The organism is Bacillus sp. FSL R10-2201 (genome assembly GCF_038008665.1).
GTDB lineage: Bacteria > Bacillota > Bacilli > Bacillales > Bacillaceae_G > Bacillus_A > Bacillus_A mycoides.
In genome coordinates, this window is sequence record NZ_JBBOZP010000001.1 from 3815813 (window position 1) to 3839847 (window position 24035).

27 protein-coding genes are annotated in these 24035 nt (G+C 34.4%); 8 read left to right on the forward strand and 19 right to left on the reverse strand.

The window, feature by feature from the left end; translation table 11 throughout:
* Nucleotides 1-86: 86 nt before the first annotated feature.
* Entirely contained in the window at nucleotides 87-1064 is a 978-nt protein-coding gene (pdhB, locus tag NSQ69_RS19550) for a pyruvate dehydrogenase complex E1 component subunit beta (RefSeq protein WP_000068162.1), read from the reverse strand.
* A gap of 3 nt (nucleotides 1065-1067) precedes the next feature.
* A complete protein-coding gene (pdhA, locus tag NSQ69_RS19555) occupies nucleotides 1068-2183 on the reverse strand; it encodes a pyruvate dehydrogenase E1 component subunit alpha (protein WP_000536893.1) in 1116 nt (371 codons plus the stop codon).
* 513 nt (nucleotides 2184-2696) lie between these two features.
* Between pdhA and NSQ69_RS19560 the strand changes: the two genes are divergently transcribed.
* Nucleotides 2697-2846, forward strand: a complete 150-nt coding sequence (locus NSQ69_RS19560) for a YjcZ family sporulation protein (RefSeq protein WP_002014847.1) — start codon at nucleotides 2697-2699, stop codon at nucleotides 2844-2846.
* Nucleotides 2847-3013: 167 nt separating this feature from the next.
* Entirely contained in the window at nucleotides 3014-3568 is a 555-nt protein-coding gene (gene def / locus NSQ69_RS19565; RefSeq protein WP_002014846.1) for a peptide deformylase, read from the forward strand.
* A gap of 62 nt (nucleotides 3569-3630) precedes the next feature.
* On the opposite strand, the gene NSQ69_RS19570 is transcribed toward def, so the two are convergent.
* A complete protein-coding gene (locus NSQ69_RS19570; RefSeq protein WP_002014845.1) occupies nucleotides 3631-4404 on the reverse strand; it encodes a Cof-type HAD-IIB family hydrolase in 774 nt (257 codons plus the stop codon).
* Between the two features lie 548 nt (nucleotides 4405-4952).
* Between NSQ69_RS19570 and NSQ69_RS19575 the strand changes: the two genes are divergently transcribed.
* Both NSQ69_RS19575 and rnjA read left to right on the forward strand, forming a co-directional pair.
* Complete coding sequence (locus tag NSQ69_RS19575; RefSeq protein WP_000576436.1) at nucleotides 4953-5165, forward strand: DNA-dependent RNA polymerase subunit epsilon; 213 nt, start codon at nucleotides 4953-4955, stop codon at nucleotides 5163-5165.
* Between the two features lie 4 nt (nucleotides 5166-5169).
* On the forward strand, nucleotides 5170-6837 hold the full coding sequence (rnjA, locus tag NSQ69_RS19580; protein WP_002033834.1) for a ribonuclease J1: 1668 nt from the start codon (nucleotides 5170-5172) through the stop codon (nucleotides 6835-6837).
* Between the two features lie 38 nt (nucleotides 6838-6875).
* Here the strand turns inward: rnjA and NSQ69_RS19585 are convergent, their stop codons facing one another.
* The 10 genes from NSQ69_RS19585 to NSQ69_RS19630 all read right to left on the reverse strand — a co-directional run bounded on the left by NSQ69_RS19585 (nucleotide 6876) and on the right by NSQ69_RS19630 (nucleotide 13903).
* Entirely contained in the window at nucleotides 6876-7541 is a 666-nt protein-coding gene (locus NSQ69_RS19585) for a potassium channel family protein (RefSeq protein ID WP_000504033.1), read from the reverse strand.
* Between the two features lie 83 nt (nucleotides 7542-7624).
* Nucleotides 7625-8491, reverse strand: coding sequence for a hypothetical protein (locus NSQ69_RS19590; protein ID WP_002014843.1), 867 nt, complete (start codon nucleotides 8489-8491; stop codon nucleotides 7625-7627).
* Between the two features lie 273 nt (nucleotides 8492-8764).
* The gene (locus tag NSQ69_RS19595) at nucleotides 8765-9895 is read right to left on the reverse strand and encodes an N-acetyldiaminopimelate deacetylase (RefSeq protein ID WP_002033831.1); all 1131 of its coding nucleotides are present in this window, start codon (nucleotides 9893-9895) and stop codon (nucleotides 8765-8767) included.
* Nucleotides 9896-9956: 61 nt separating this feature from the next.
* Entirely contained in the window at nucleotides 9957-10679 is a 723-nt protein-coding gene (gene dapD / locus NSQ69_RS19600; RefSeq protein ID WP_002128886.1) for a 2,3,4,5-tetrahydropyridine-2,6-dicarboxylate N-acetyltransferase, read from the reverse strand.
* A gap of 71 nt (nucleotides 10680-10750) precedes the next feature.
* Nucleotides 10751-11635, reverse strand: a complete 885-nt coding sequence (locus tag NSQ69_RS19605; RefSeq protein WP_003191095.1) for a LysR family transcriptional regulator — start codon at nucleotides 11633-11635, stop codon at nucleotides 10751-10753.
* Nucleotides 11636-11812: 177 nt separating this feature from the next.
* A complete protein-coding gene (cbpB, locus tag NSQ69_RS19610; protein ID WP_002066926.1) occupies nucleotides 11813-12256 on the reverse strand; it encodes a cyclic-di-AMP-binding protein CbpB in 444 nt (147 codons plus the stop codon).
* Nucleotides 12257-12419: 163 nt separating this feature from the next.
* Complete coding sequence (abbA, locus tag NSQ69_RS19615; RefSeq protein WP_033708000.1) at nucleotides 12420-12611, reverse strand: antirepressor AbbA; 192 nt, start codon at nucleotides 12609-12611, stop codon at nucleotides 12420-12422.
* 127 nt (nucleotides 12612-12738) lie between these two features.
* Entirely contained in the window at nucleotides 12739-13257 is a 519-nt protein-coding gene (locus NSQ69_RS19620) for a ribonuclease H-like YkuK family protein (protein WP_002033829.1), read from the reverse strand.
* Between the two features lie 74 nt (nucleotides 13258-13331).
* Complete coding sequence (locus NSQ69_RS19625) at nucleotides 13332-13481, reverse strand: hypothetical protein (RefSeq protein ID WP_002033828.1); 150 nt, start codon at nucleotides 13479-13481, stop codon at nucleotides 13332-13334.
* Nucleotides 13482-13666: 185 nt separating this feature from the next.
* Nucleotides 13667-13903: a YkuJ family protein gene (locus NSQ69_RS19630; protein WP_000055151.1), complete on the reverse strand. Its 237-nt coding sequence runs from the start codon at nucleotides 13901-13903 to the stop codon at nucleotides 13667-13669.
* Nucleotides 13904-14135: 232 nt separating this feature from the next.
* On the opposite strand from NSQ69_RS19630, the gene NSQ69_RS19635 reads away from it, so the two are divergent.
* On the forward strand, nucleotides 14136-14372 hold the full coding sequence (locus NSQ69_RS19635) for a glutaredoxin domain-containing protein (protein ID WP_002014835.1): 237 nt from the start codon (nucleotides 14136-14138) through the stop codon (nucleotides 14370-14372).
* A 25-nt stretch (nucleotides 14373-14397) separates the two neighbouring features.
* On the opposite strand, the gene NSQ69_RS19640 is transcribed toward NSQ69_RS19635, so the two are convergent.
* The 3 genes from NSQ69_RS19640 to fadH all read right to left on the reverse strand — a co-directional run bounded on the left by NSQ69_RS19640 (nucleotide 14398) and on the right by fadH (nucleotide 17306).
* Nucleotides 14398-14886 carry a DUF3993 domain-containing protein gene (locus NSQ69_RS19640; RefSeq protein ID WP_088291115.1) on the reverse strand — a complete coding sequence of 163 codons (489 nt, stop codon included), beginning with the start codon at nucleotides 14884-14886 and terminating at the stop codon, nucleotides 14398-14400.
* 183 nt (nucleotides 14887-15069) lie between these two features.
* Nucleotides 15070-16287 (reverse strand): EAL domain-containing protein, encoded by a 1218-nt coding sequence (locus NSQ69_RS19645; RefSeq protein ID WP_002128891.1) that lies wholly within the window; start codon nucleotides 16285-16287, stop codon nucleotides 15070-15072.
* 254 nt (nucleotides 16288-16541) lie between these two features.
* Complete coding sequence (gene fadH / locus NSQ69_RS19650) at nucleotides 16542-17306, reverse strand: 2,4-dienoyl-CoA reductase (protein WP_002128892.1); 765 nt, start codon at nucleotides 17304-17306, stop codon at nucleotides 16542-16544.
* Nucleotides 17307-17501: 195 nt separating this feature from the next.
* On the opposite strand from fadH, the gene NSQ69_RS19655 reads away from it, so the two are divergent.
* Both NSQ69_RS19655 and NSQ69_RS19660 read left to right on the forward strand, forming a co-directional pair.
* A complete protein-coding gene (locus NSQ69_RS19655; protein WP_002014831.1) occupies nucleotides 17502-18359 on the forward strand; it encodes a metallophosphoesterase in 858 nt (285 codons plus the stop codon).
* 97 nt (nucleotides 18360-18456) lie between these two features.
* The gene (locus tag NSQ69_RS19660) at nucleotides 18457-18693 is read left to right on the forward strand and encodes a hypothetical protein (protein WP_002014830.1); all 237 of its coding nucleotides are present in this window, start codon (nucleotides 18457-18459) and stop codon (nucleotides 18691-18693) included.
* A 166-nt stretch (nucleotides 18694-18859) separates the two neighbouring features.
* Here the strand turns inward: NSQ69_RS19660 and NSQ69_RS19665 are convergent, their stop codons facing one another.
* Both NSQ69_RS19665 and NSQ69_RS19670 read right to left on the reverse strand, forming a co-directional pair.
* Nucleotides 18860-20968, reverse strand: coding sequence for a polyphosphate kinase (locus NSQ69_RS19665; protein WP_002014829.1), 2109 nt, complete (start codon nucleotides 20966-20968; stop codon nucleotides 18860-18862).
* A gap of 108 nt (nucleotides 20969-21076) precedes the next feature.
* Nucleotides 21077-22651 (reverse strand): Ppx/GppA family phosphatase, encoded by a 1575-nt coding sequence (locus NSQ69_RS19670; protein WP_078421720.1) that lies wholly within the window; start codon nucleotides 22649-22651, stop codon nucleotides 21077-21079.
* Nucleotides 22652-22792: 141 nt separating this feature from the next.
* On the opposite strand from NSQ69_RS19670, the gene NSQ69_RS19675 reads away from it, so the two are divergent.
* On the forward strand, nucleotides 22793-23251 hold the full coding sequence (locus NSQ69_RS19675; protein ID WP_002014827.1) for a YkyB family protein: 459 nt from the start codon (nucleotides 22793-22795) through the stop codon (nucleotides 23249-23251).
* Between the two features lie 32 nt (nucleotides 23252-23283).
* On the opposite strand, the gene NSQ69_RS19680 is transcribed toward NSQ69_RS19675, so the two are convergent.
* Nucleotides 23284-23946: a YkyA family protein gene (locus NSQ69_RS19680; RefSeq protein WP_002014826.1), complete on the reverse strand. Its 663-nt coding sequence runs from the start codon at nucleotides 23944-23946 to the stop codon at nucleotides 23284-23286.
* Nucleotides 23947-24035 lie beyond the last annotated feature (89 nt).

Consider the following 24035-nt stretch of genomic DNA (forward strand, 5'->3'; position numbering starts at 1 on the left):
AGCCCCCTGATTCATTTCATTATTATGGAATATGTACAAAAGAAACCAGCATGTGCTGATTTCTTTTGCACATGAAAAACTAAAAATTAGAAGTTCATTACTTTGTTAACAGCTTCAACAATATCTTTATGGTTTGGTAACCATACGCTCTCAGCTTGAGAGAATGGGAATACTGTATCAGCAGCTGCAACACGTACAACTGGAGCTTCTAAGTTTAAGATTGCACGGTCGTTAATTTCCGCTACAACGTTAGCTGCAATACCAGCTTGTTTTTGAGCTTCTTGAACTACAACTACGCGGCCTGTTTTTTCAACAGAAGCGATGATTGTTTCGATATCTAATGGTTGAACTGTACGTAAGTCAACAACCTCTAAAGAGATACCTTCTTTTTCAAGTTCTTCAGCAGCTTTTAATGCAGCATGAACCATAGCACCATAAGCGATAACAGATACATCTGTACCTTCACGTTTGATGTCAGCTTTGCCTAAATCAATTGTGTAATCACCTTCTGGTACATCTTGACGGAATGAACGGTACAATTTCATATGCTCTAAGTAGATAACTGGATCGTTGTCACGAATCGCAGAGATTAAAAGACCTTTTGCATCGTATGGAGTAGATGGAATAACAACTTTTAGACCAGGTTGTTGTGCCACTAATCCTTCTAAGCTATCAGCATGTAGTTCAGGAGTATGAACACCACCACCGAATGGAGAACGAATTGTTACTGGAGCAGTCCAACGTCCACCAGAACGGTAACGCATACGAGCTAATTGACCAGAAACTGAATCCATTACTTCATAAATGAAACCGAAGAATTGGATTTCTGGAACTGGACGGAAGCCTTCAAGTGCAAGTCCAACTGCAAGTCCACCAATACCAGACTCTGCAAGTGGAGTATCCATTACACGATCTTCACCGAATTCAGCTTGTAAACCTTCAGTAGCACGGAATACTCCGCCGTTTACACCAACGTCTTCACCAAACACAAGTACGTTAGGATCATTTTTCATTTCAACGCGTAAAGCATCAGTGATTGCTTGAATCATTGTCATTTGAGCCATGGCTTACTTCGACTCCTTTTCTTTGTAAATTTCATATTGTTCAGCTAAGTTGTAAGGCATTTTTTCGTACATGATTTCCATTAAATCAGTAACTTTTTGTTTTGGAGCTTGGTCAGCCTTAGCAATTGCTTGTTTGATATCTTCTTTTGCTTCTTCGATAACTTTCTCTTCAACTTCTTGAGACCATAGGCCTTTGTTTTCTAAGAATGCACGGAAGCGTACGATTGGATCTTTTTGTTCCCATTCGTTTTCGATATCTTTTGTACGGTAACGAGTTGGGTCATCACCAGCCATTGTATGTGGACCATAACGGAATGTTAAAGTCTCGATTAAAGTAGGACCTTCGCCATTTACTGCGCGCTCACGAGCGAAAGCAGTTGCTGCGTATACAGCTAATGGATCCATACCGTCTACTTGAATTCCGTAAATACCTGCTGCTACTGCTTTTTGTGCTACAGTTTTAGCTGCAGATTGCTTTTCTACTGGAGTAGAGATTGCATAACGGTTGTTTTGTACAACGAAGATTGCTGGAGCTTTGAATGCACCCGCAAAGTTCATACCTTCGTAGAAGTCACCTTGTGAAGCACCACCGTCACCAGTGTAAGTAATTGCAACAGATTTTTTACCACGTAATTTCATACCTAACGCAACACCAGCAGTTTGGATGATTTGCGCACCGATAATGATTTGTGGAGCAAGTGCATTTACATTCTCAGGCATTTGGTTACCCATGAAATGTCCACGAGAGAATAAGAATGCTTGGTATAATGGTAGACCGTGCCACACTAATTGTGGAACGTCACGATATCCTGGTAAGATGAAATCTTCTGCTTCAAGTGCGAAATGACTTGCTAATTGAGAAGCCTCTTGTCCAGCAGTTGGTGCGTAGAAACCTAAACGTCCTTGACGGTTTAAAGAAATAGAACGTTGATCTAGTACGCGAGTATACACCATACGGCGCATTAATTCTTTTAATTGATCATCAGATAATTCAGGCATAGCTGCTTCATTCACAACTTCGCCTTTTTCATTTAAAATTTGTAATGTTTCAAATTGAGCTGCGATAGCTTTCATTTGCTCATCAACATTAAATAGGGTCTTTTTTGTTTTAGTACCCATTCCGTTCACCTCTTCCTCTCTTGAACCATATTCTGAAACGCTTTCACTATCTATTAGCTAGACTGAAAGCGCAACAATGTAAACCAACAAATTTGTTTGTCGGTTGAGAATAATTTTGTGTACCTAACAATCTGTACTAATGTTTTTTCAAAAACATATTAATACAATCTTGATCACGTTTTTTAGTTTACAACTATTCTAATTACGATGTCAATTACTTTGAATACGTTTTTTTATAAATAATATGCCGGTTTCCTCTACACAAACGTGTTTTTATTTTTCACATCTGTATTAGTAAGCAATAACCTGCTGTTATATTATTCCCTTTTTAACTTATTTTTTCTCTTAGAATAATATGTAAACGATTTAATTCTCCTTAGTTTTTCTCTCTTCTCAAGAAAATTATACAAACACTTCTTCCTTTTATAGGTAAATACCTATACATTTCTGATCATTCCTCCATACATTATAGTAACCGCAGTATTAGCGGGAAATGATAAAGGAGGTCATCTCATGTACGGATACTCATATTGCTATCCAACAACTTGTTCATATCCTTCCTACGGTTATGGCGGTTCTTGTGGCGGATCTGGAAGCGGCTTCGCCTTAATCGTTGTGTTGTTTATCCTTTTAATTATCGTTGGTGCTGCTTGCATTCGCTAATTAATGTAAAATGAAACAACTATGGAAAGAAACAGACGGCTTTGCCGTCTTTTCTTTTTATTACATAACTTATCTGTAGAAGATTTGTTTCCAAGTAGCTCTTCCTTACTTGCCGATGACTTTTTTTATCTCTTTTGGTAGACTAAAGGAGAAAGGAGAGATTACATATGCTTACAATGAATGAGGTAATTCGTGAAGGAAATCCTATTTTGCGCGACGTCGCAGAAGAGGTCTCCTTACCTGCTAGCGAGGAAGATACAAATACTCTTAAAGAAATGATTGAATTTGTAATAAATAGCCAGGACCCTGAAATGGCTGAAAAATATAATTTACGCCCCGGAATCGGATTAGCGGCTCCGCAAATCGGTATTTCAAAGAAAATGATTGCGGTTCATGTAACTGATACGAATGATACGTTATATAGCTACGCATTATTTAACCCAAAAATCATTAGTCATTCTGTTGAACGTACATATTTACAAAATGGTGAAGGCTGTCTATCTGTAGACCGTGAAGTACCTGGTTATGTCCCTCGTTACACGAGAATTACAGTAAAGGCAACAACGATTAACGGTGAAGACGTAAAACTGCGATTAAAAGGTTTACCAGCAATTGTATTCCAACATGAAATCGACCATTTAAACGGTGTTATGTTCTATGACCATATTAATAAAGACAATCCATTTGTGGCTCCCGATGATTCAAAACCTCTCGAGCGATAATAGTAAAAAGGCGGAAGTTAATCTTCCGCCTTTTTATTATGTGAAATGGGTTCCACACTTACTTATAACAAGCCAGCCCACTTTAATCCGTGATAAATACCGTCTTCATTAACATCTTTTGTCACATAATTAGCAAGTTTTTTCAAATCCTCATGACCATTCCCCATCACAATGCCCGTTCCTACTGCTTCAATCATTTCTAAATCATTTAATCCGTCCCCAAATGCATATACTTGTTCACGATTAAATCCTATTTTCTCAATAAACTTCTCAATCCCTTTTGCCTTAGAACCACCATTAGGGATAATATCCATTGAATATGCATGCCAGCGTATAAAATGAAAATCTGGATAATGATGAATAAACTTTTCTTCTTCGTTTACTTCACAAAAAAGAAGCGTTTGATAAATATCGCGTTTCTCATAAAAATCAGGTTCATATGCCGGATGCTCGAATTGTAAGCTTCCAAAACCTTCTTTTACATAATCATGATATTCCACTGACGCTCTCATTTCTTGATGGTCAAGATATACAAGTGGATATCCTTCTTGTTTTGCAAACTGAGTAAACTTATGTAGAGCATCAGGATGTAATGGATTATTAAATAATACCTCATCCTCAAATACAACATACTGCCCGTTAAAACTAACATAATTATGTATATTGAGTTCCTCACGAATATCTTCAAACATAAATGGCGCACGCCCTGTTGCAATCGCTACATGCACACCTTTTTCTTGTAAATCTCTTACTGCATCTCTTGTAGATTGCGGAATTTTCTTATCATGATCTAATAATGTTCCATCAATATCAAAAAAGACAATTTTATCATTCATTTGTCAAAATCCTTTCTGGCACTCTATATTCCTATTTTGATTATCACTTTTCAAATTTCAAAAAAAAGTATAACATATTAAACATCTGTGAAGAAAGCGTTCACTTTCTGACCTTATTTATGAAATGTGCATATACTATTAGTGAAAAAATGTGGATACTTGTTCGGATGAATTTTCTTTTCTATTCTTCCTCATACTATATCTATAACTAACGGCTACTAATCGTTACTACAAGATAACTTACACTATACTAAAAAGAACAAGATTCACTATTCACTTCTAATCTTCTTTCTTGTATGGGAGACAGAGTTATCATTAGTAATATGCATGTTTTAAATAAGGAAAGGAAGGAGTAATCATGCTGAAGAAGCTGAAGAAAAAGCTCAAGCGTTATTTAAACGATTTAGTCCGTAAGAAGACAATCGCTTAAATTGTGCCCATTTCGGGCTTTTTCTTCATTCTCATTCGAAAAAACATGAAAATCGTGACTGTTTGCTTTATAATAAGTAACAGATAATGCAAAACATAGACAAGGAGAGGTTTTCCCAATGATTTTTAAAGTATTTTATCAAGAAAAATTAACTGAGGTCCCAGTACGTGAAAATACAAAAGTTTTATATTTAGAGGCTACGTCTCAAAAGGATGTTCGTAAAAAATTAAATAAGTTCGCATATAATATCGAGTTCGTTCAGTCTGTTACTGGTGCTCATCTTGAATATGAAAAACAAAACGCTGATTTAATATTAGCGGAGATCGTATAGTCATATGAAATTCCTAAAAAATGATCAAGCTGCCGTTTTTGCACTCGGTGGTCTTGGTGAAATCGGTAAAAATACATATGCTGTTCAATTTCAAGATGAAATTATTATAATTGATGCTGGAATTAAATTTCCAGAAGACGAACTCCTCGGGATCGATTATGTAATACCAGATTACACTTATTTTGTGCGAAACGAAGATAAAATTAAAGGGTTATTCATTACACATGGTCACGAAGATCATATCGGTGGAATTCCTTATCTATTACGTCAAGTAAACATTCCAATTTACGGTGGAAAATTAGCAATTGCCCTAATAAAAAACAAATTAGAAGAGCACGGATTACTTCGTAAAGCAAAACTTTATGAAATTCAAGAAGATGATGTTATTAAATTTAAAAAGACATCTGTTTCCTTCTTCCGTACAACTCACAGTATTCCGGATTCATACGGAGTTGTTGTGAAAACACCTCAAGGACAAGTCGTTCATACAGGTGATTTCAAATTTGATTTCACACCAGTAGGTGAGCCAGCAGATTTAACAAAAATGGCCGAAATCGGAAAAGACGGTGTACTTTGTCTCTTATCTGATAGTACAAACAGTGAAGTGCCAAACTTTACGATGTCTGAGCGCCGCGTTGGTGATAGTATTCAAGATATATTCCGCAAAGTAGACGGTCGTATTATATTCGCAACCTTTGCATCGAATATCCATCGCTTACAACAAGTTGTTGAGGCTGCTGTTGAAAACAATCGTAAAGTAGCTGTATTCGGTCGAAGTATGGAAGCGGCTATTGAAATCGGACAAAACCTTGGTTATATCCGGTGTCCAAAGGATACATTCATAGACACAGCTCAGCTAAACCGCCTACCAGCTAATAAAGTTGTTATGTTATGTACAGGTAGTCAAGGGGAACCGATGGCAGCACTTTCACGTATTGCCAATGGTACACATCGTCAAATTCAAATTATCCCTGGCGATACAGTTGTTTTCTCTTCTTCACCAATCCCAGGCAATACAATTAGTGTAAGTCGTACAATTAACATGTTGTACCGCGCTGGTGCTGATGTAATCCATGGTAAACTCTCAAATATTCATACGAGTGGACACGGTGGACAAGAAGAACAAAAGTTAATGCTACGTCTTATTAAGCCGAAATATTTCATGCCAATTCATGGTGAATACCGTATGCAACGTATGCATATGAAATTAGCGAATGATTGTGGTATTCCAGAAGAAAATTGTTTCATTATGGATAATGGAGATGTTCTTGCTTTACGTTCTGATGAAGCAAGCGTAGCTGGGAAAATCCCATCTGGCTCTGTCTATATCGATGGAAATGGTATTGGAGATATCGGTAATATCGTATTACGTGATCGTCGCATTCTTTCTGAAGAAGGACTTGTTATTGTAGTTGTAAGCATTGATATGAAAGAATTTAAAGTTGCAGCAGGACCTGATATCATCTCGCGTGGTTTCGTTTATATGCGTGAAAGCAGCGATTTAATCAACGATGCTCAAACATTAATTACAACACATTTAGAAAAAGTAATGGAGCGAAAAACAACACAATGGTCTGAAATTAAAAATGAGATTACAGACACATTAGCACCATTCCTATACGAAAAAACGAAACGTCGTCCAATGATTTTACCAATCATTATGGAAATATAAGAAAAAGGACAATGCCTCCTCGGCATTGTCCTTTTCTCTTATCTTAAAAAATGCTTAAAACGATCTACTTCATCGTCATGACCAATTACAATTAATATATCTCCCGCCTGAACATTTTCTGTAGCTCGAGGAGATACGATAACTTCTTTTCCACGTTTAATTGCTACAATGTTCAAACCAAACTTCGCACGAATATCTAATTCAATTAAAGAGTGCCCATCAATTTTTTTATTTGCGATAATCTCTACAATACTATGCTCATCTGAAAGCTCTAGATAATCTAACACATTACTTGATGCGATATTATTAGCAATCCTTTTTCCCATATCTCGTTCTGGATGCACAATATGATCTGCCCCTATTTTACTTAACACTTTTTCATGATAGTCATTTTGAGCTTTTACAGTAATATTTTTCACACCTAATTCTTTCAAAATTAACGTTGTTAAAATACTTGAATTCAAATTATCTCCAATAGCAACGACTACATGATCAAAATTACGAATACCAAGACTTTTTAATACCATCTCATCTGTTGAATCTGCAATTACAGCATGCGAAGCTATATTTGCAAACTCATTAATTTTATCCTCATCTGAGTCAATTGCCATTACTTCCATACCTAATTGAGCTAATTCACGGCAAATACTTCCACCAAAACGGCCAAGCCCAATAACAGCAAATTCTTTCTCTTTTTCGCCCACATGAATTCCTCCAATAACATCAAATACTATGTACTTTTATTGTAACATACTTTAAATTCGCTACAAAAACCTGTATATACTTCTTATTTTTGTTTTTGCATATAAAAATACTGTTGTAAATAAAACGCGATACCGAAAATTAACATACCAAATACAAATATATTTCCAAATGAACTAAATGTTTCAAAAACGAACAATAGCGTTTCTTGTCCGAAAAAAGCAAATAAAAGTTGTGTAAATGCGAATAACAGTGCCAATATGTAATGATGTTGATGGAATAAATAATGTGTTGCGCCTAAAAAAGCTACAAGCGAAACAATGAAGATCCACCAAGTTTCTAAAAACAATTGCCAATTAGTAAATTGATATCCATTTACTAATATCGCAATAATTCCTATAACTGCCATCGTCGGCACACTCCATAATAATGCACGCCCTCTAAAGAAGTGCGCACCTTTTGCATCTCCTTTTTCATTTGCGATGTATGTTAGCACGACAGTACTTATATACAAAACAGAGAGGATTGTTAAAACAATGATAAGCCAAAAATGTAATTGATAATATTCATGTTCTATATTCGTCACAATTGCAGCTAACATACATGGAATAAACATCCCTGTCCAACCATCTATTTTCCTTTCGTTCCAAAACACCGTATTACCAATCCGAATTCCTAATAGCATAAAAATAATGATACCTAGTACAAATAACGTAGTCTTATTCCCTACTAAACTCGTTGAGAAAGCAATTAATCCAATAAATAAAAAAAGAACAAATCCATTCATAATTTCTAGTACAGGTGACAAATATCTTTTCACCCATTTGTATGTTTCTTCATATTCACTATTATTTGCTAAACGATAGGCGTAAAAACTTATCCCAAAATAAACCGCCGCAATAATAACATATGCATATAAGACGAAACATAAAATCGCACTGCTAATTTGCACGTAATTCCCCACCCTTTTTTCTATGTATCACATTGATTTTACACACTTTTCATACTAAAAGTAAACATATATAGGGTAGTTAAATAATTATCTTCCCTATTAGCAATAATTAATAATGAGCAGTGGCTAAAAACCCCCTGCTCATTATTAAGACGTCAAATTTAACTTTACTCATTTGTATGAAGATGTCTAACACTAACGAATACGAAAGATGTTTTCGTCTCTGAACTAAGAAGTCCCCACTCTAAACTATTGCACAATTAGCGAGTAAGTTCACTTTCTATTTCCCTTCCACTTCACATATTGATTTAAAAATACAATTGCTTTCTCAATAACCTCTTCGTCTGGTTTTAATTTCGCATGATGTAAACCATATTCTGAATTTACTCCAAGCCAAAACATAAATCCAGGTATCTCTCGAAGCATATAACCAAAGTCTTCACCTGTCATTGCCTCCGTACACGTAATTACGTCCATAGTCGTTTGTTCACGTGTAAATTGCATAAACTCTCTCGTTAGCTCCTCATGGTTATACACTTGATGATACATCGCTCCGTAGTCAATAACAGCTTCACATTGAAAAGAAGCTTCTATTCCCGCAACAATTGCCTCAATTCGGCTTTTAACACGTTTCATTGATTCCACTGATAGCGTTCGAATTGTTCCTTCTAAACGAGACTTTTCTGCGATAATGTTTTGAACTGTACCACCTGTAATTTTCCCAATTGTAATTACCGCACTGTCAAGAGGGTTCACATTACGACTAATAACTGATTGAAGTTGTGTAACGAGATGACTCGCTGCAACAATCATATCATTTGCTGTATGCGGATATGCAGCATGTCCACCTTTTCCTTTTAAATCAACGTATAGCTCTGATGTATTCGCAAATAATAAACCTTCTTTTGTCGCGATTGTTCCCACAGAGTATTCAGGCGCAATATGAAGTCCAAGAATCATATTAGGCTTCCATTCTTTTAACTCATCGCTTTCTAACATAGGAAGTGCACCACCTGGACCTTCTTCAGCTGGTTGGAATATAAACACAAGATCATCATCTATTCTTTCGCTTACAGCCGCTGTTAGAAGTCCTAAACCGATTGTTGCATGCAAATCATGTCCACATGCATGCATCATTCCTTCATGGACAGAAGAGAATTCATATCCAGTTTCCTCTGTAATTGGTAGACCGTCTATATCTGCACGATAACCTATTATTTTTTCTGGATTTTTTCCATTTACTTTAACAATTACACCTGTTTTCCATGTTTTCACTTCCAAATATTCATTAGGAAGCGTTCCTATATAATCTAAAATATACTGTTGTGTTTTCCACTCTTTAAATCCAATCTCCGGAATTTTATGTAAATCTCTACGAACTTGGACAAATTTGCTTACTGTCATTTTTGCACCTCTATCTATAAAAAGCGTAAGAGCACATTCATGCTCTTACGCTTTTTATTTTTTATTTCTCTGGGTTTAATTGACGAAGCTCTTGTTTAATTTCAGTTTTTGCTTTTGTCTTCTCATCAATTTCTTTAATTACACGTGCCGGAGTTCCCGCAACAACTGTATATGGAGGCACATCTTCTGTTACAACAGCTCCTGCTGCTACAACTGCACCTTTACCTACTGTAACGCCTTCTAGAACAACTACATTTGCACCAATTACAACATCATCTTCAACAATAACTGGTTTTGCAGAAGGTGGCTCAATAACACCGGCAAGTACAGCACCTGCACCTACGTGACAGTTCTTACCAACTGTTGCACGTCCACCAAGCACTGCGTTCATGTCGATCATAGTACCTTCACCAATTACAGCACCGATGTTAATTGTTGCATTCATCATGATAACAGCGTTGTCACCAATTTCTACATGGTCACGAATAATCGCGCCTGGCTCAATACGAGCTTTAATACCTTTTAAATCAAGCATTGGAATTGCAGAATTACGACGGTCATTCTCAACTACATAGTCAACAATGTGCTTGCTATTTTCATCAAGAATTGTCTTAATTTCAGACCATTCTCCGAATAATACACCAGATTTTTTATTTACAAATGCTTGTACTGTTTCAGGGAATGTTACCTCTTTTAAATCCCCTTTTATGTATACCTTTACAGGAGTTTTCTTTTCACTGTTTTGAATAAACGAAATAATTTCGTTAGCGTCCATCATTTTCATTCTTGTTGCCTCCTAAATCCATTTATAATGTTACTCTACCAAACGATAGAGCGAGTAGCAAGACAATAATCTTATTTTCCCATTTGAATTTCTTCTATAATTTCTAAAAATGCTTGTACTTGCTTCAACTGCCTTGCCGAGTCACTCGTCAATAACCATGTTTCTCTCGTTAATTGAACAGGTGTTTTATACATATTTTCCTGCACTTCTTTTAAAACAGTCGAAGGTAAAAGAGCATAACCTATTCCATTTAAAACAAGCTGTTTGCACGTTTCAATTTGGTCAACTACAATCGTTCGCTTAGGTGGATTTGAAAATAATCCATACCACCAATTTTGTATTTGTCCATAGTAGGTCGAATCACTTTTAAATTGAATAAATGGTCTATTTGTCTCTTTTAACATCGAAATATCTTTTATTTCTTTATCAACTAAATATAATTCATCTTCAAATAATTGTTGTTTCTGCCCTTTGTATTCTTGTGATCCTCTCAGTATAGCAACATGAACGTCTCCTTCATAAAATTGCTTTTGCACTTCACTACTCCAGCCAGTAAACAGAGATATCTTCACAGAAGGATACTTATGCACAAATTTTTTCAAAACAGGTGGAAGCCAATATTGCCCAATGACTGATGCAACAGCTATTTTTAACGTACCGTATGTTTCGGTTCTAAAAAGAGCCAGTTCACTTTTAATACCCTCTTCCCGTTGTAACATTTCTTTTGCATAATTTGCAACTTTTTCCCCTTCAGGTGTAATTGTTAATCCTTTTTGTGAACGAATAAAAAATTTCATTCCCCATTGTTTCTCCATAGATTGTAATCGTTGACTAAGCGCAGGTTGGGAAACAAATAAACGTTCCGCCGCTTTTCTCATATTTGATTCCTGAGCTAACACAACCATCATTTGAAAATCATCAATTTGCAACTTTCTCCCTCTTTCCTTAGCTTCCATACACCTAATTTTAATAAGTATTTCATCCTTAATTTAATTGCATACTTTTATACATTAGAACGGTTTGTTAGTTCAAACTTTTCTTATGCTTTATGTCTTTTTAAATATAATACATACACAACTGATATGCACGAAAAAAAGTGACTTCGCCTTTTCTGTGAAGTCACTTTCCCTACGTTATCGATTATGCTGTCTCACTTTTTTATTCAACAATTTTAAAATAGCCCGCCGTGTTAAAATACCCTCGAAGTAACCTTCTTCATTGACAGCGCAAATAAAAGGATGATCAATTGTCATTTCTAAAGCTTTTGCAAAAGAATCTTCTAACATAAGAACTGGAATCTCTTCCTTCATCACTTGTTCCACTTTCATATTCTCAAGTCTTTCAAACTCAATGCGCTCTAATCCTAAAATACCATCTAAAATCATAGCAGTACTAATTAACCCATGTAATTTATACATAGGGTCTAAAACAGGAATCGCCGAATATCCAGATTTCACAAGAACGAGTAAAGCATGTTCTAGACCATTCCCTATTTGTACATGTGCTACTTTATCTGATGAAATCATTAAATCCTTCACAAGAATTTGTTGAAACTCGTCTTTCGGAATACTAATCATGTTACATCCCCCATTTTCCCTTTTTCCTGCTAATATTCTCCGGTCCTATTCACATTTTATGATAGCGTTTTCATATTATTATTTTGTCCTGACATTCTTCTAATAAAAATACATAACTATTTTAGCATATAACATAAAAAAAAGACTACCATTCCGGTAGTGCTTAATACCCTTTATTTTTTAATCGGTAAAACAATCTTGTGATTTTTTTATATTGCGTCACATCTATCTGTTTTAAACCATTCTCAATGTCTGTAAGCTCCACCGCTAAAATTTCGCTCGCGTAATTTTGCTGAAACAGAATATCCAACAATAAATTTTCTTCTTCTCTTGTTAAAACAAATTCCTTTTCCATATGCTCCTCTCCTTGCACTCGCATCATCACTCTCATTATATAAATTTTTCAGTCTATTTAACAGATGTAATATTCAGTTTTTGTTAGAAATACTTAACGACTGCGAATATATAGACATCATTTCACATTATTTTGTATATCTGTTTGCGTAACTAAATGCCGCATAAGCATCTGGTTTAATTTTTGCTGTTAATCCCATTGCTTGAATTTTCATCGTCATATCTAAAATAAATTCTTTTGTTAAACCATCATTCCCGATATCTAAATGAATCTCCATTATGAATCCTGCTCCATCTTGAGCGTATGGGTGCAATAAATCCCATATCGCTTGTATATGATTGGGAGTAAATAGATAGGCGATTTCTTGACTAAACTGTGTTTCTAAATATATTTTCTCTCGCAACGTTGCTGGCTTATTTTTCACTGATTTATGATGCAAACATCCCCATGCTCCTTTTCCAACACGATGAATATGTATCGCTGTAATAAACCTCGTATCCTTTTGATGCGCTTGTGAGTCTGTCCCAATAGATAATCGATATAAATTTCGCGGATCCTTTTCAATGAAACTACAAATACGGTTAAATACCATATCAAAATTCAAATGTCTCTCTGAAACATTATAAAATGTATGCTCACCGTCCACATAGTCACGTCCTTTCAATTAGACAGACTTTTCGTATTCTCATTGTATGGGACAAAAACAAAAATTATAACTTACTACCCTTTATTCGTTTCAATATTTCGAATTACATAATTACAAAACCTACATGTATATATTACATTTTGATTAGATTGGGCGGTTAATACGTGATTAATTTCAGCATGACTGTGACAATTAGGACAAATAACAATCGGTAAGCGTTCCATCCTTTGCACCTCCTATTAATATTTACTATCATTGTAGGAAAAATGAAAAATTCCTATACATATACATTTATAAAAACTCTTTTATTTAATCGCGACTTAAATTGAAACTTCTACTACCTATATAGCCCATTAATTAATATAACTAAAAAAGGTACCGCCATTTGGCAGTACCTTTTTTATATGTATCAAGAAATGATATCGTAAATCTCAATTGCAACCATATCGATGTTATCGAATTGATACACTTGAGGTTTTTCACCTTGTTGATACACTTCTAACTCATACATTTCACTTTTATCGAAAAATTTCACGCTACATTTGCGCTCACCGTTCACTTCAAAATAGCGTTGTGCTACTTCACCGCTTTCAGCTTGTTCTTGTAGACTAACAAGTCGAGTTAAAATTCCTTGGAGTAGAGACATGAAATCTCTCCTTTCTCTGATCTTCCTACCAATAGGTTTTACAGCTATACTCATTCTATCCGTCATAACAGAAAAAACGTTCCACAATCTAGGATAAAGGTTCTTGGCAAGAAACTCAACTAAAATTTGTCGAAATAAGAAGTAAAAAGATGAAAGAGCATCTTTTTACTTCTTTATTGCGCTTTTTATACTGGCAGAATATAATAAACAACAGAAAAAGGGAGGAATTACAATGAAAAAAATTGAGGTTTATACACAACCTGATTGTCCGCCTTGTACCATTGTAAAAGAATTTTTAAAACATAATAACGTTGTATATGAAGAATTTGACATAAAAAAAGACGCTGCTGCACGCAATCGTCTTTTATATGACTATGAATCCTATTCAACTCCAACAGTTGTAATTGATGAAGAAGTTGTGGCAGGTTTTCAAATTGAAAAATTACAACAGCTACTCGGTATAGAATAGGAATAGGCGACACCTATTCCTATTCTCATAATTGTTGTAACCTTTTTATTTCAGTCAACAGTTCCTGACTTTCATGATACCCTGCTAATTTCCATTTTCCATTATCCTTTTGCAATGTCACAATTTGATATTGTCCACTCTTTGTCCGCTCATAGACATATAAATTTTTATGTTCTTCATCATAAGACATTTTTGTTTCTGAATTAAAAGAAAATGGAGCTTCTTTTGCTGGAAGTAAATATTCACCACTTTGTTTTTCATTTCTACTGTTTTCATCTGTAAAAACTTGAAGGAAATTATTTGTAAAATATGGTGATAACGTCTCTATCATCTTATTCGTAGGCATTTGCTTCCCGCGGATTGAAAATTGCGTCTCATAACCTTTTTGTATCGTTGTAAACACTTCTTTCCGATCCACTTTCACTTCTTCTTTTCCTAAAACAGTTGTGACACTATAGCCAACTAGAAAGGCAACACATATAAATAGAACAAACCATATTCCATATTTCTTCATTTTTTCACCTTCCTTTTAAAAGAGCTTGTCTTTGTAGTATTCATTGTAACAATGATTATGCAAAGAAAGGGATGATTTCGTTCGTAAAATCTTTACAACGATAGACAGCATTTTCATCATCATTTTCACTATTACCAATTTATGATAAAAACAAACAAAAAAATACACGAATTTCTTCGTGCATTAAAATAAAACATCTTCTTCATATAAATATTCGTACGATAAATCTATAAATAAAAAGTTTTCATCATCAATCGGGAATGAAAATGTTCGTACCATTTCACCAGTTTCGATATCAGCATATAAATCTGAAAGTCTTGCCTTATTCTCAAAACGCATTTTCATTATATTTTCTAGAAAATACGGGCGCCAGCTCCAGTTCTTCATATAATACTCTGGCATAATGATCCATCCACCATCTTTTTTCATAATATTACCCGATTGTTGAAAACCATCTTCATTACAAATAAATATCCGAAAACTATATTGTGATATGCTTTGGCTAAATTGTAATAACCAATCATTTATATCTTCATTCTTTTTTTGTTTTGACAGAACATCACCAATTCGATCACGTAACATCTCTGTTAAATTATAAATTTTTTGCAACTTCTTCTTCTCATGCAGAATAAATTGATGACATTCATTACCAAGTCGCTCTTTTAAAACATTCGTTTCAATAAAATCAGGTAAACATTCTTTCAAATAATTACCTTGATAATATCTACCACCGTTTTTCCAAGCATATTGTAGTTGATAAAAAGCATCAATTTCTTCATATAACAATGTCGCACCAATTCTTCTAGCAAGTAAAGATAAGGAATATAAAATATCTTGATAAGATTGTAAAAGTGCAGTTTGCCTTAAATTTGTTAAATCTACTTTTAAAATATCCGGTGCTAACACGCTAATACGCTCTAAATTACTTGTACCCGTTCCGACTTTATTAATCGAAATTTGAATACCATATGTACGATAATACATGAGTAAATGATTAAATTGTTCTATATCTTCTTTACATTCATGTTCTGTTATTTCCAGAACAATGCGTTGTAAGTTCAAACCTTGTTCTTCATACATCAGCAAAAGTTGAAGTAAACTTTCATCTTCATCATTCATTAATACATTAGCATTCCGATGTATAAATAATAATAATTTTTGATCCGTTTCTAAATACCTATTTAACGCTTTTTCTACGATGATGTTATCCGCTTCAAGTTGGAACTCACTCGGAATAGAATCATCATGGAAGAAAGATGCTAAACTTTGTATGCCCTCTTCTGTTTGAATACGTCCTACAACTTCATATCCAATTACTGTATGCTCATCAGCACTAAAAATAGCTTGATAATAAGGAAGGACTTTATCCAAGTTACTCATTACATCTAATGCATCTATCAACGTGCTTCCCTCCCTTTACTTTTCAAAAATTATAACACGATATTTACGGAAAAATAATAAAAAATCCCTTCAGTTTTCCTGAAGGGATTAGAGGGGTAAAATGCTAAGGGGAATTAGCAATTCTACTATGAAGAAAAAAGAGGTCTTAAATATAACCTATATATTCCCCTTTGTAAACACATTTCTCTCACGTGTCACAACTTCGTCACATTTCACCAAAGAAAAATTAATGAATCATTCATTTTTCTTTCCTTTTAAAATGGATATTGATGCAAATGCTGGCCACCATCCATTGTCATACAAGTTCCATTTATGTATGCAGCTTCATCTGAACATAAATAATAAGCTAGACCCGCAATTTCTTCTGGTGTACCCATTCTACCAAGTGGAACACTTTGCAATGTACGCTTAGCCATTTCTTCTGAAATCCATAATTTATCGGCACCACCTGTACGCTCAATTGGTCCTGGTGCGATAGCGTTAACTCGTATTCCATATTTACGTCCCCACTCAACAGCAAGAGTTTTTGTCATCGCTAGTACACCAGCTTTAGCTGCTGCCGAATGGATAACCCCTGGGCCTGCATCCCATGCATATGTTGCCACCATGTTAATAATATTTCCTTTTATACCTTTTTCAATCCAATATTTCCCAATAGCCTGACTGCAATAAAATGTACCATTTAATACAATATTAATTACCGAATTCCAGCCATTCACAGATAAGTCCTCTGCTGGACAAATAAAGTTTCCAGCTGCATTATTTATTAAAATATCAATTCGTCCAAACTTCTCATCAATATGTTCAATCATTTTTTGAATATCATCAGTATTTCGTACATCCATTTGTACAGATAATACTTGCCCTGGAAACTGTTCAATTTCTAACTTTGCTTCTTCTAGCTTTTCTTTTGTACGCCCTGTAATAACAACACGTGCCCCTTCTTTCGCAAAACGTATCGCCATCCCTTTTCCCATTCCACTTGATCCACCTGTTATAATAACTACCTTCTCTTTCACATACATCCCCTCCAAAAAATGAATACATATTCATTTTATCACTTTATTTGATAGAAATCTTTATATTTTTCAATTTTTCTGATATTTTAACGTAAAGAGGTTTCTTTTCGTTCATTTTTTTCGTAATCTATACTACTTTTTTAGTATTTAAAATATATTTTTAAAAAACTGAAGGGAGGTTCGAGTAACCTGTATATGAAGAAAATTACAAGAAGAAATTTTTTAAAATCTGGAATACGCACTTGTCTATATTCATTTATAACCGCAAGCATCGGCTATTATTATGCTAAATATATAGAGCCCTATTTGCTTTCTTTTACGCAACACACACTTAAATCACCGCTCATACCAAAAGGTTTTCATGGTATGAAGATCCTTCAATTTAGCGATTTACATCTAGGATACTATTTCTCTCTCCAACATTTATCTCAAATCGTTTCCAAGATTAATGCTGAAAAGCCAGATATTGTCCTTTTTACTGGTGACCTCATTGATGATTACCAAACATATACCGAGGCTTCTTTTGTTGCATCCATTTTAAAGAATATACAGGCACCCTTCGGTAAATTTTCTATTTATGGTAACCACGACCATGGCGGATATGGAACTGAATACTATGATCACATCATGCGCGAATCTGGATTTGAACTTTTGCAAAATAGCGAAAAGCGAATTCGTTTACTGGATAATAGTGAAATTTCTATTTTCGGACTCGATGATATGCTACTGGGTAAACCAAAAATAGCGGAAACTTTACAACATGCAAAACAAAATATTTATACAATTGTTCTCGTTCACGAACCAGATATCGCGCCACAAATCGCTACATATCCAATCAATCTTCAACTTTCTGGTCATAGCCATGGGGGACAAGTACAAATTCCTTTTTTAGGTGCTATTATTACCCCGTCGCTTGCAAAAGAATATATTGAAGGTTTCTATAACATTCAAGGTTTGACTCTCTATGTCAATCGAGGTATTGGAAGAACACGTGTCCCATTCCGCTTTATGTCAAAACCTGAAATTACACTCTTCATCCTACAACATTCGTAACAATTCGCCTATTTCCTTACATATCCTTCCTTGTACGCGCTCATCCACGCTTGGTCCACCATATGATAAAAATGAGTCCAGTAAAGGAGGTTTGTTCATGTATCCATATTATCAACCAATCCCAGTTCGTTCAGCACCTTTTGGCCCAGCAGGCGACTCACGCTTCTTTCCATTTTTCGGTGTTCCATTTCTAGCTGGAATTGCTGGAGGATTGCTCGGTGGAGCATTAGCTTTCGGGCCTAGACCGTTTTATCCGCCTTATCCACCGCCTTTCCCACCACCAGCACCTTTTCCTTGTTACGGAGGGCCTTGTCAACAACCATACTATTATTAATTTAAACCAACCATTCTTCTAATGTTTTTCTCTCAACGAACCGACTCATCACACGCCTATAATAAAAACTATTCTCTCTACTCATCCTTCCATTTTGAGAATATATGAGTAGAGAAAAAAAGTAAAAACCTCTTAAATTCAATAAGAGGTTTTTACTTTTTTCACACTATTCAGCGTCTGTATTTTGATACGCCATCTTAAATAAATTCACTTGGCTATCAATTTCTTCTATACTACTATTAATTATATAATAATAGTCACCATCTTTATTTTGTTCACGTGTTTTCACATTATCAGCTAAAACCAGCTGTAAAATTGCCTTTATTCTCGCTTTCATTTCAATATCTAAAATTGGGAAGGATATTTCTACTCGTTTTTCCATATTCCGCGTCATCAAATCAGCTGAAGATAAATATATTTTTTCATCTCCATTATGATGGAAATAATAAATACGACTATGTTCTAAATATCTTCCAACAACACTAACTACACGAATATTTTCACTTACATTCGGAATCCCAGGTCTTAAACAACATGTCCCTCTAACGATGAGCTCTACCCTTACCCCAGCTTGTGATGCTTCATACATTTTTTTTATTAACGGTTTATCTGTTAACGAATTCATTTTAGCGATAATATATCCATTTCCATATTGTCTATGATAACGGATTTCCTCATCTATTAACTCCATAAACTGCTCTCTTATATCAAACGGGGCAACAGATAAATGATGAAAATGCGGTTTTTTTGTATAACCACTCAAATAATTAAAGAAATTTGTTGCATCTACACCAAAGTCTTTTCGCGATGTAATATATCCAAAATCGGTATACAACTTCGCTGTTGCATCATTATAATTTCCGGTTCCAAGATGTACAAACCTTTCAATTTTTCCGTTTCTTCTTCTTACAACTAACGTAATTTTACTATGCGTTTTCAAGTGACTTACTCCGTAAATAACGTGACATCCGGCCTGTTCCAATTCTTTAGCCCAATGAACATTATTCTCTTCATCAAACCTTGCCTTTAACTCAACCAATACCGTCACTTGTTTTCCTTTTTCAGCTGCTACCTTCAGCGCCTGAATTATTGGAGAATCTCCACTTACACGATATAATGTTTGTTTGATCGCAAGTACATTCGAGTCATCTGCCGCATCACGGACAAAATCAACGACTGGCTGAAACGACTCAAAGGGATGGTGTAATAAAATATCATGTTCTATCGCTTTTTCAAATACATCTTCCTCATCACCTAAATCTTGAGGAGGTTGAGGAATAAGAGCCGGATATACTAGATGTTCATATAAAGGCGCTAATTTTTTATATAAGGAGAATAAACATGTTAAATCTAACGGTCCATCCATCATGTACACATCTTCATCTTTTACTTCTAACACATCATACAATAACGCTAACACTCTTTCATCAATGTGTTCTTTACCAACTTCTAAACGAACGGCAGCTCCCCACTTACGCTTTTTCAATTCTTTTTCAATTACTTTTAATAAATCGCGTGCACCTTCTTCATGGATCGTTAAATCCGCATTACGTGTAATACGGAAACGAGTAACAGGTGATACGTTATATCCTGTGAATAGTTTATGAGTAAAACCACTAATTACATCTTCTAATAAAATAAATTTATGTTTTTGCCCTTCACTCGGTAAAAATATGAAACGCTCCAGTAATGAAGGCACTTGTACAATTCCTAACTTCGTACGATTTTCTTCCTCAGCCTGTTGCTCATCATATAAAATAGTAGCTAAATTCAAACTTTTATTTAATAACATTGGAAATGGACGATACGCATCAATAGATACAGGGGTTAAAACCGGAAATATTTGTTCATCAAAATACTCCTCGATAAATTCCCTTTGCTCTTTCGTCAAATCATGAAATGTTAAACGCTCAATCCCCTCTAGTTCAAGCGCTGGCAATACATAATTTTTAAACGTTTCATACTGCACAGTCATTAACTCATGCGATTTTATCGCAATCTTATTTAACTGTTTCTTTGGTGTTAAACCTGCTTTATTTTCTGGCTGATTAAATCCCGCACTTACTTGATCTTTCAAACCTGCTACGCGCACCATAAAAAATTCATCTAAATTCGAACTAAAAATACTAATAAACTTTAGTCTTTCTAATAGTGGATTATTTTCATCTTGCGCTTCTTGTAATACACGTTCATTAAATGCTAGCCAGCTTAATTCACGATTATTATAATACGCTGTATCATTTAAATTTACTAAATTCCCCTTTAGCAATTCCATTCTCTTCACACTTCCCTTTGAAACTTTTTCACTATAATTTAGTTACTTTCATTTTATCAAATTACAATATTCCAAAGTGTTAATTTTCTGTAAAGACATCCGTACAACTTAACGTTTTGATTCGAATGATAAGTGAATATTTGTTTTCAATACTCTTTCTAGCTGCTTTTTTTGTTTTTCAGCTTGTACTTTTTCTGCTAATGCCGATTGCTCACATAAAATTCTAAACGTTAATCCTTCTTTATTTTCTGTTATGGATATCGTATCAACAAGCGATCTTTGTCTTACATTTAAAGCAGCTGAAAATTGTAAAACAGCGCCTAATAGGCGGATTTTTTTTTGTTCGCTTTTATCAAACCAACCTTCAAATGGAGATAAATGTTGTTTAAATAGCATTTTTGATTTATAAGATGCAATAAGCGCTAACCTCACTCGATCTTTATGCATCATGCCGTCAATTGTTTTATTTGCCAATAAATAAAACGTGTGTAAACGACTCGCTTCTTCGTCTATATATTTTCCAATATTAAATACTTTCGCTGCTTGATGGAATGCTTCCCAGTCTTTTATTGAAACAGAAATCAGTCCCATTTCTTCGAGTTGTTTACAAATCAATCTTCCATGTTTAATAAGTTGAATGACAAATTCCATATCCATTTCATATTCGTGTGATAACAAATGTAAGCTTTCTTCAACTACATTCGGATAATATGAAATCCCTAAATCTTTCGTCAACTCTTCATAGAAAACACCTTCTCTTAATCCTTTTTTGCTTAATACAAATGCCGTTGCTTCTGTAATATTTACAAGTTTATGAAATACTTCAACCGCTGGAATAATTGTATCAGCTCGATCTTTTGCCAATCCTTCCATTTTCTGAAGTTCGATAAACGATTGTTTCTCCAATGCACCTTTTACATTTTCAATATCTTCTTCTTTCATTTTGTATAAATGTACTCCCGCTATAGGATAGTTTGTTAAATTTTGGTGGATTTTCGCTAAGTTTCTCGCACTACCACCAATTGCAATAAGAGGCAATTTCTTATCAATTAACCATGGTAACGTTCGAAATTGACACTCTAAATACTCTCGAATTTCCTCTAATTCATCTTTAGTAGGAATATCACCTTTAATAAATAGATGTTTTAAAGAAAGCGCACCAAAAGGAAAACTATGGTACTCTAAAATCTCTCTATTTTTAATATATGTAACTTCCGTACTTCCGCCACCAATATCTACTGTTATTCCTTCCAAAAACGAAGTAGAATTCATAACTGCTAAATAGCCGTAACGTGCTTCCTCATATTCTGATAATACTCTAAGAGTAAAGTCTGTTTGTCCTTCAACAAGTTTTTTAATCTCCTCTTGATTCTCAGCCTGTCTAATTGTTGCCGTTGCAACACAAAGTACATGATGCAACTGATGGAATTTTGTACTTTCTTGAAATTGAAATAATGTTTGTAACAATACTTCTTTACCTTCTTCATTCAAAACACCATCGATTAAATAATTTCTTAACCGAGCAACCACTTTCGTATTTTCAATTTCTTTATAAAAACCTCCATTTTGCTTTTCATAAATAACTAAACGCATTGTATTAGATCCAATATCTATAATGGCATATTGTAATTTTAATATTTCTTTCAAACTTCTCACTCTTTCATTATCAAATTTCTGAAACATATTCTATCACTATTATACAAAATAGTTGTTTTTTGTAACAATATTGCTTTAATATTGAAAATATATACAATTACTTTTTGCATATAATAAAAACCCATTTTATTTATGCTATAATAAGGAAAAATTGAAAGGAGAGTCAATATGAAACCTTCACAACCACAATCTCCATTGCATAATCAACATTCTATTAATAGACTAGCTCAATCTATTTTCGTTGTGAATCGTCATGCTAAAGCTGCAACTAACCCTAAGTACTTATATTGGTTAAAAAAGACTGCTTTAGAACGCTTAATTACTGAAAAAAAGGCTATCAAAGAAGGATTACATTTTTCTAGAAATCCACGTTTTAGTCAACAACAATCCGATGTTCTTATACGTTTAGGTGATTATTTTTTCCATATCCCTCCTACGAAAGATGATTTTCGCACCCTACCGCATCTTGGTCACCTTGAATCCTCCTATCGAAATCCGAAAACAACCTTATCTTTAACAATAGCAAAAAAAACACTTCAAGATTATATTGGTCCTGAAGCATTAAAACAGGAAAAAAAATTAAGCGAACCAGTTCCATGGTATAGCCGTACCTATACAAAAAAATAAAACAGTTTGGCCTAATATTAGGCCAAACTGTTTTATTTTTTATCTTCCTTAATTTTAATATTAGCTTGTTTATAGAATGCAACTTTTTCTGTATTATATGATTTCGTATATTCATTAAACTTATCTTTTTCTGTCTCAATATCTTTATATGCTTGGTTTACTACCTTTACTTTCTCGCTAATATCTTTTAATTTTGTACCTTTATCTTGTAGCATTGTATATAATTCTTTTTCTTGCTTTAAAGATTTATTATAGCTATCGTACATCTTTTGGAATGAATCATGTCGTTTCTCATAAGTACTCTTTACTTTATCAGCCTGTTCTTTTAATTTATTATCTTCAATTTTCTTCACATGCTTATCAGCTGACTTCACTTCTTCTTGCGCTTTATTTAACGCCTCTTTTTCTTTAATAAGAACTTTTTCTCGTTCAGCTGTATTTTTCACCGCTTGATCAAGCTTATCCTTAACAGCCTGATTATTATCTTTTCCTTCTTGGACAATTTGATTATATAATACTTGACCCTCTTTCTCTAATGACTCTAATTTTTTCGCATCTTCAAACATTGTTTTTTCTTGCTTGGCAGCATTTTCAAATGCAACATATAGCTCCTCTTCTGGTTTTGGGCCAAAACAACCAGCTAGTAAAGTCATTGATAATGCAGTTACAATTGCTAATTTATTATATTTCAACATCTTTTCCCCCTATTAATAAACGACCATCGTGCCAAAAATCCCATGAAAAACATGTAACTTCGTTAGCTATTTCACGCTCGCATCTTTTT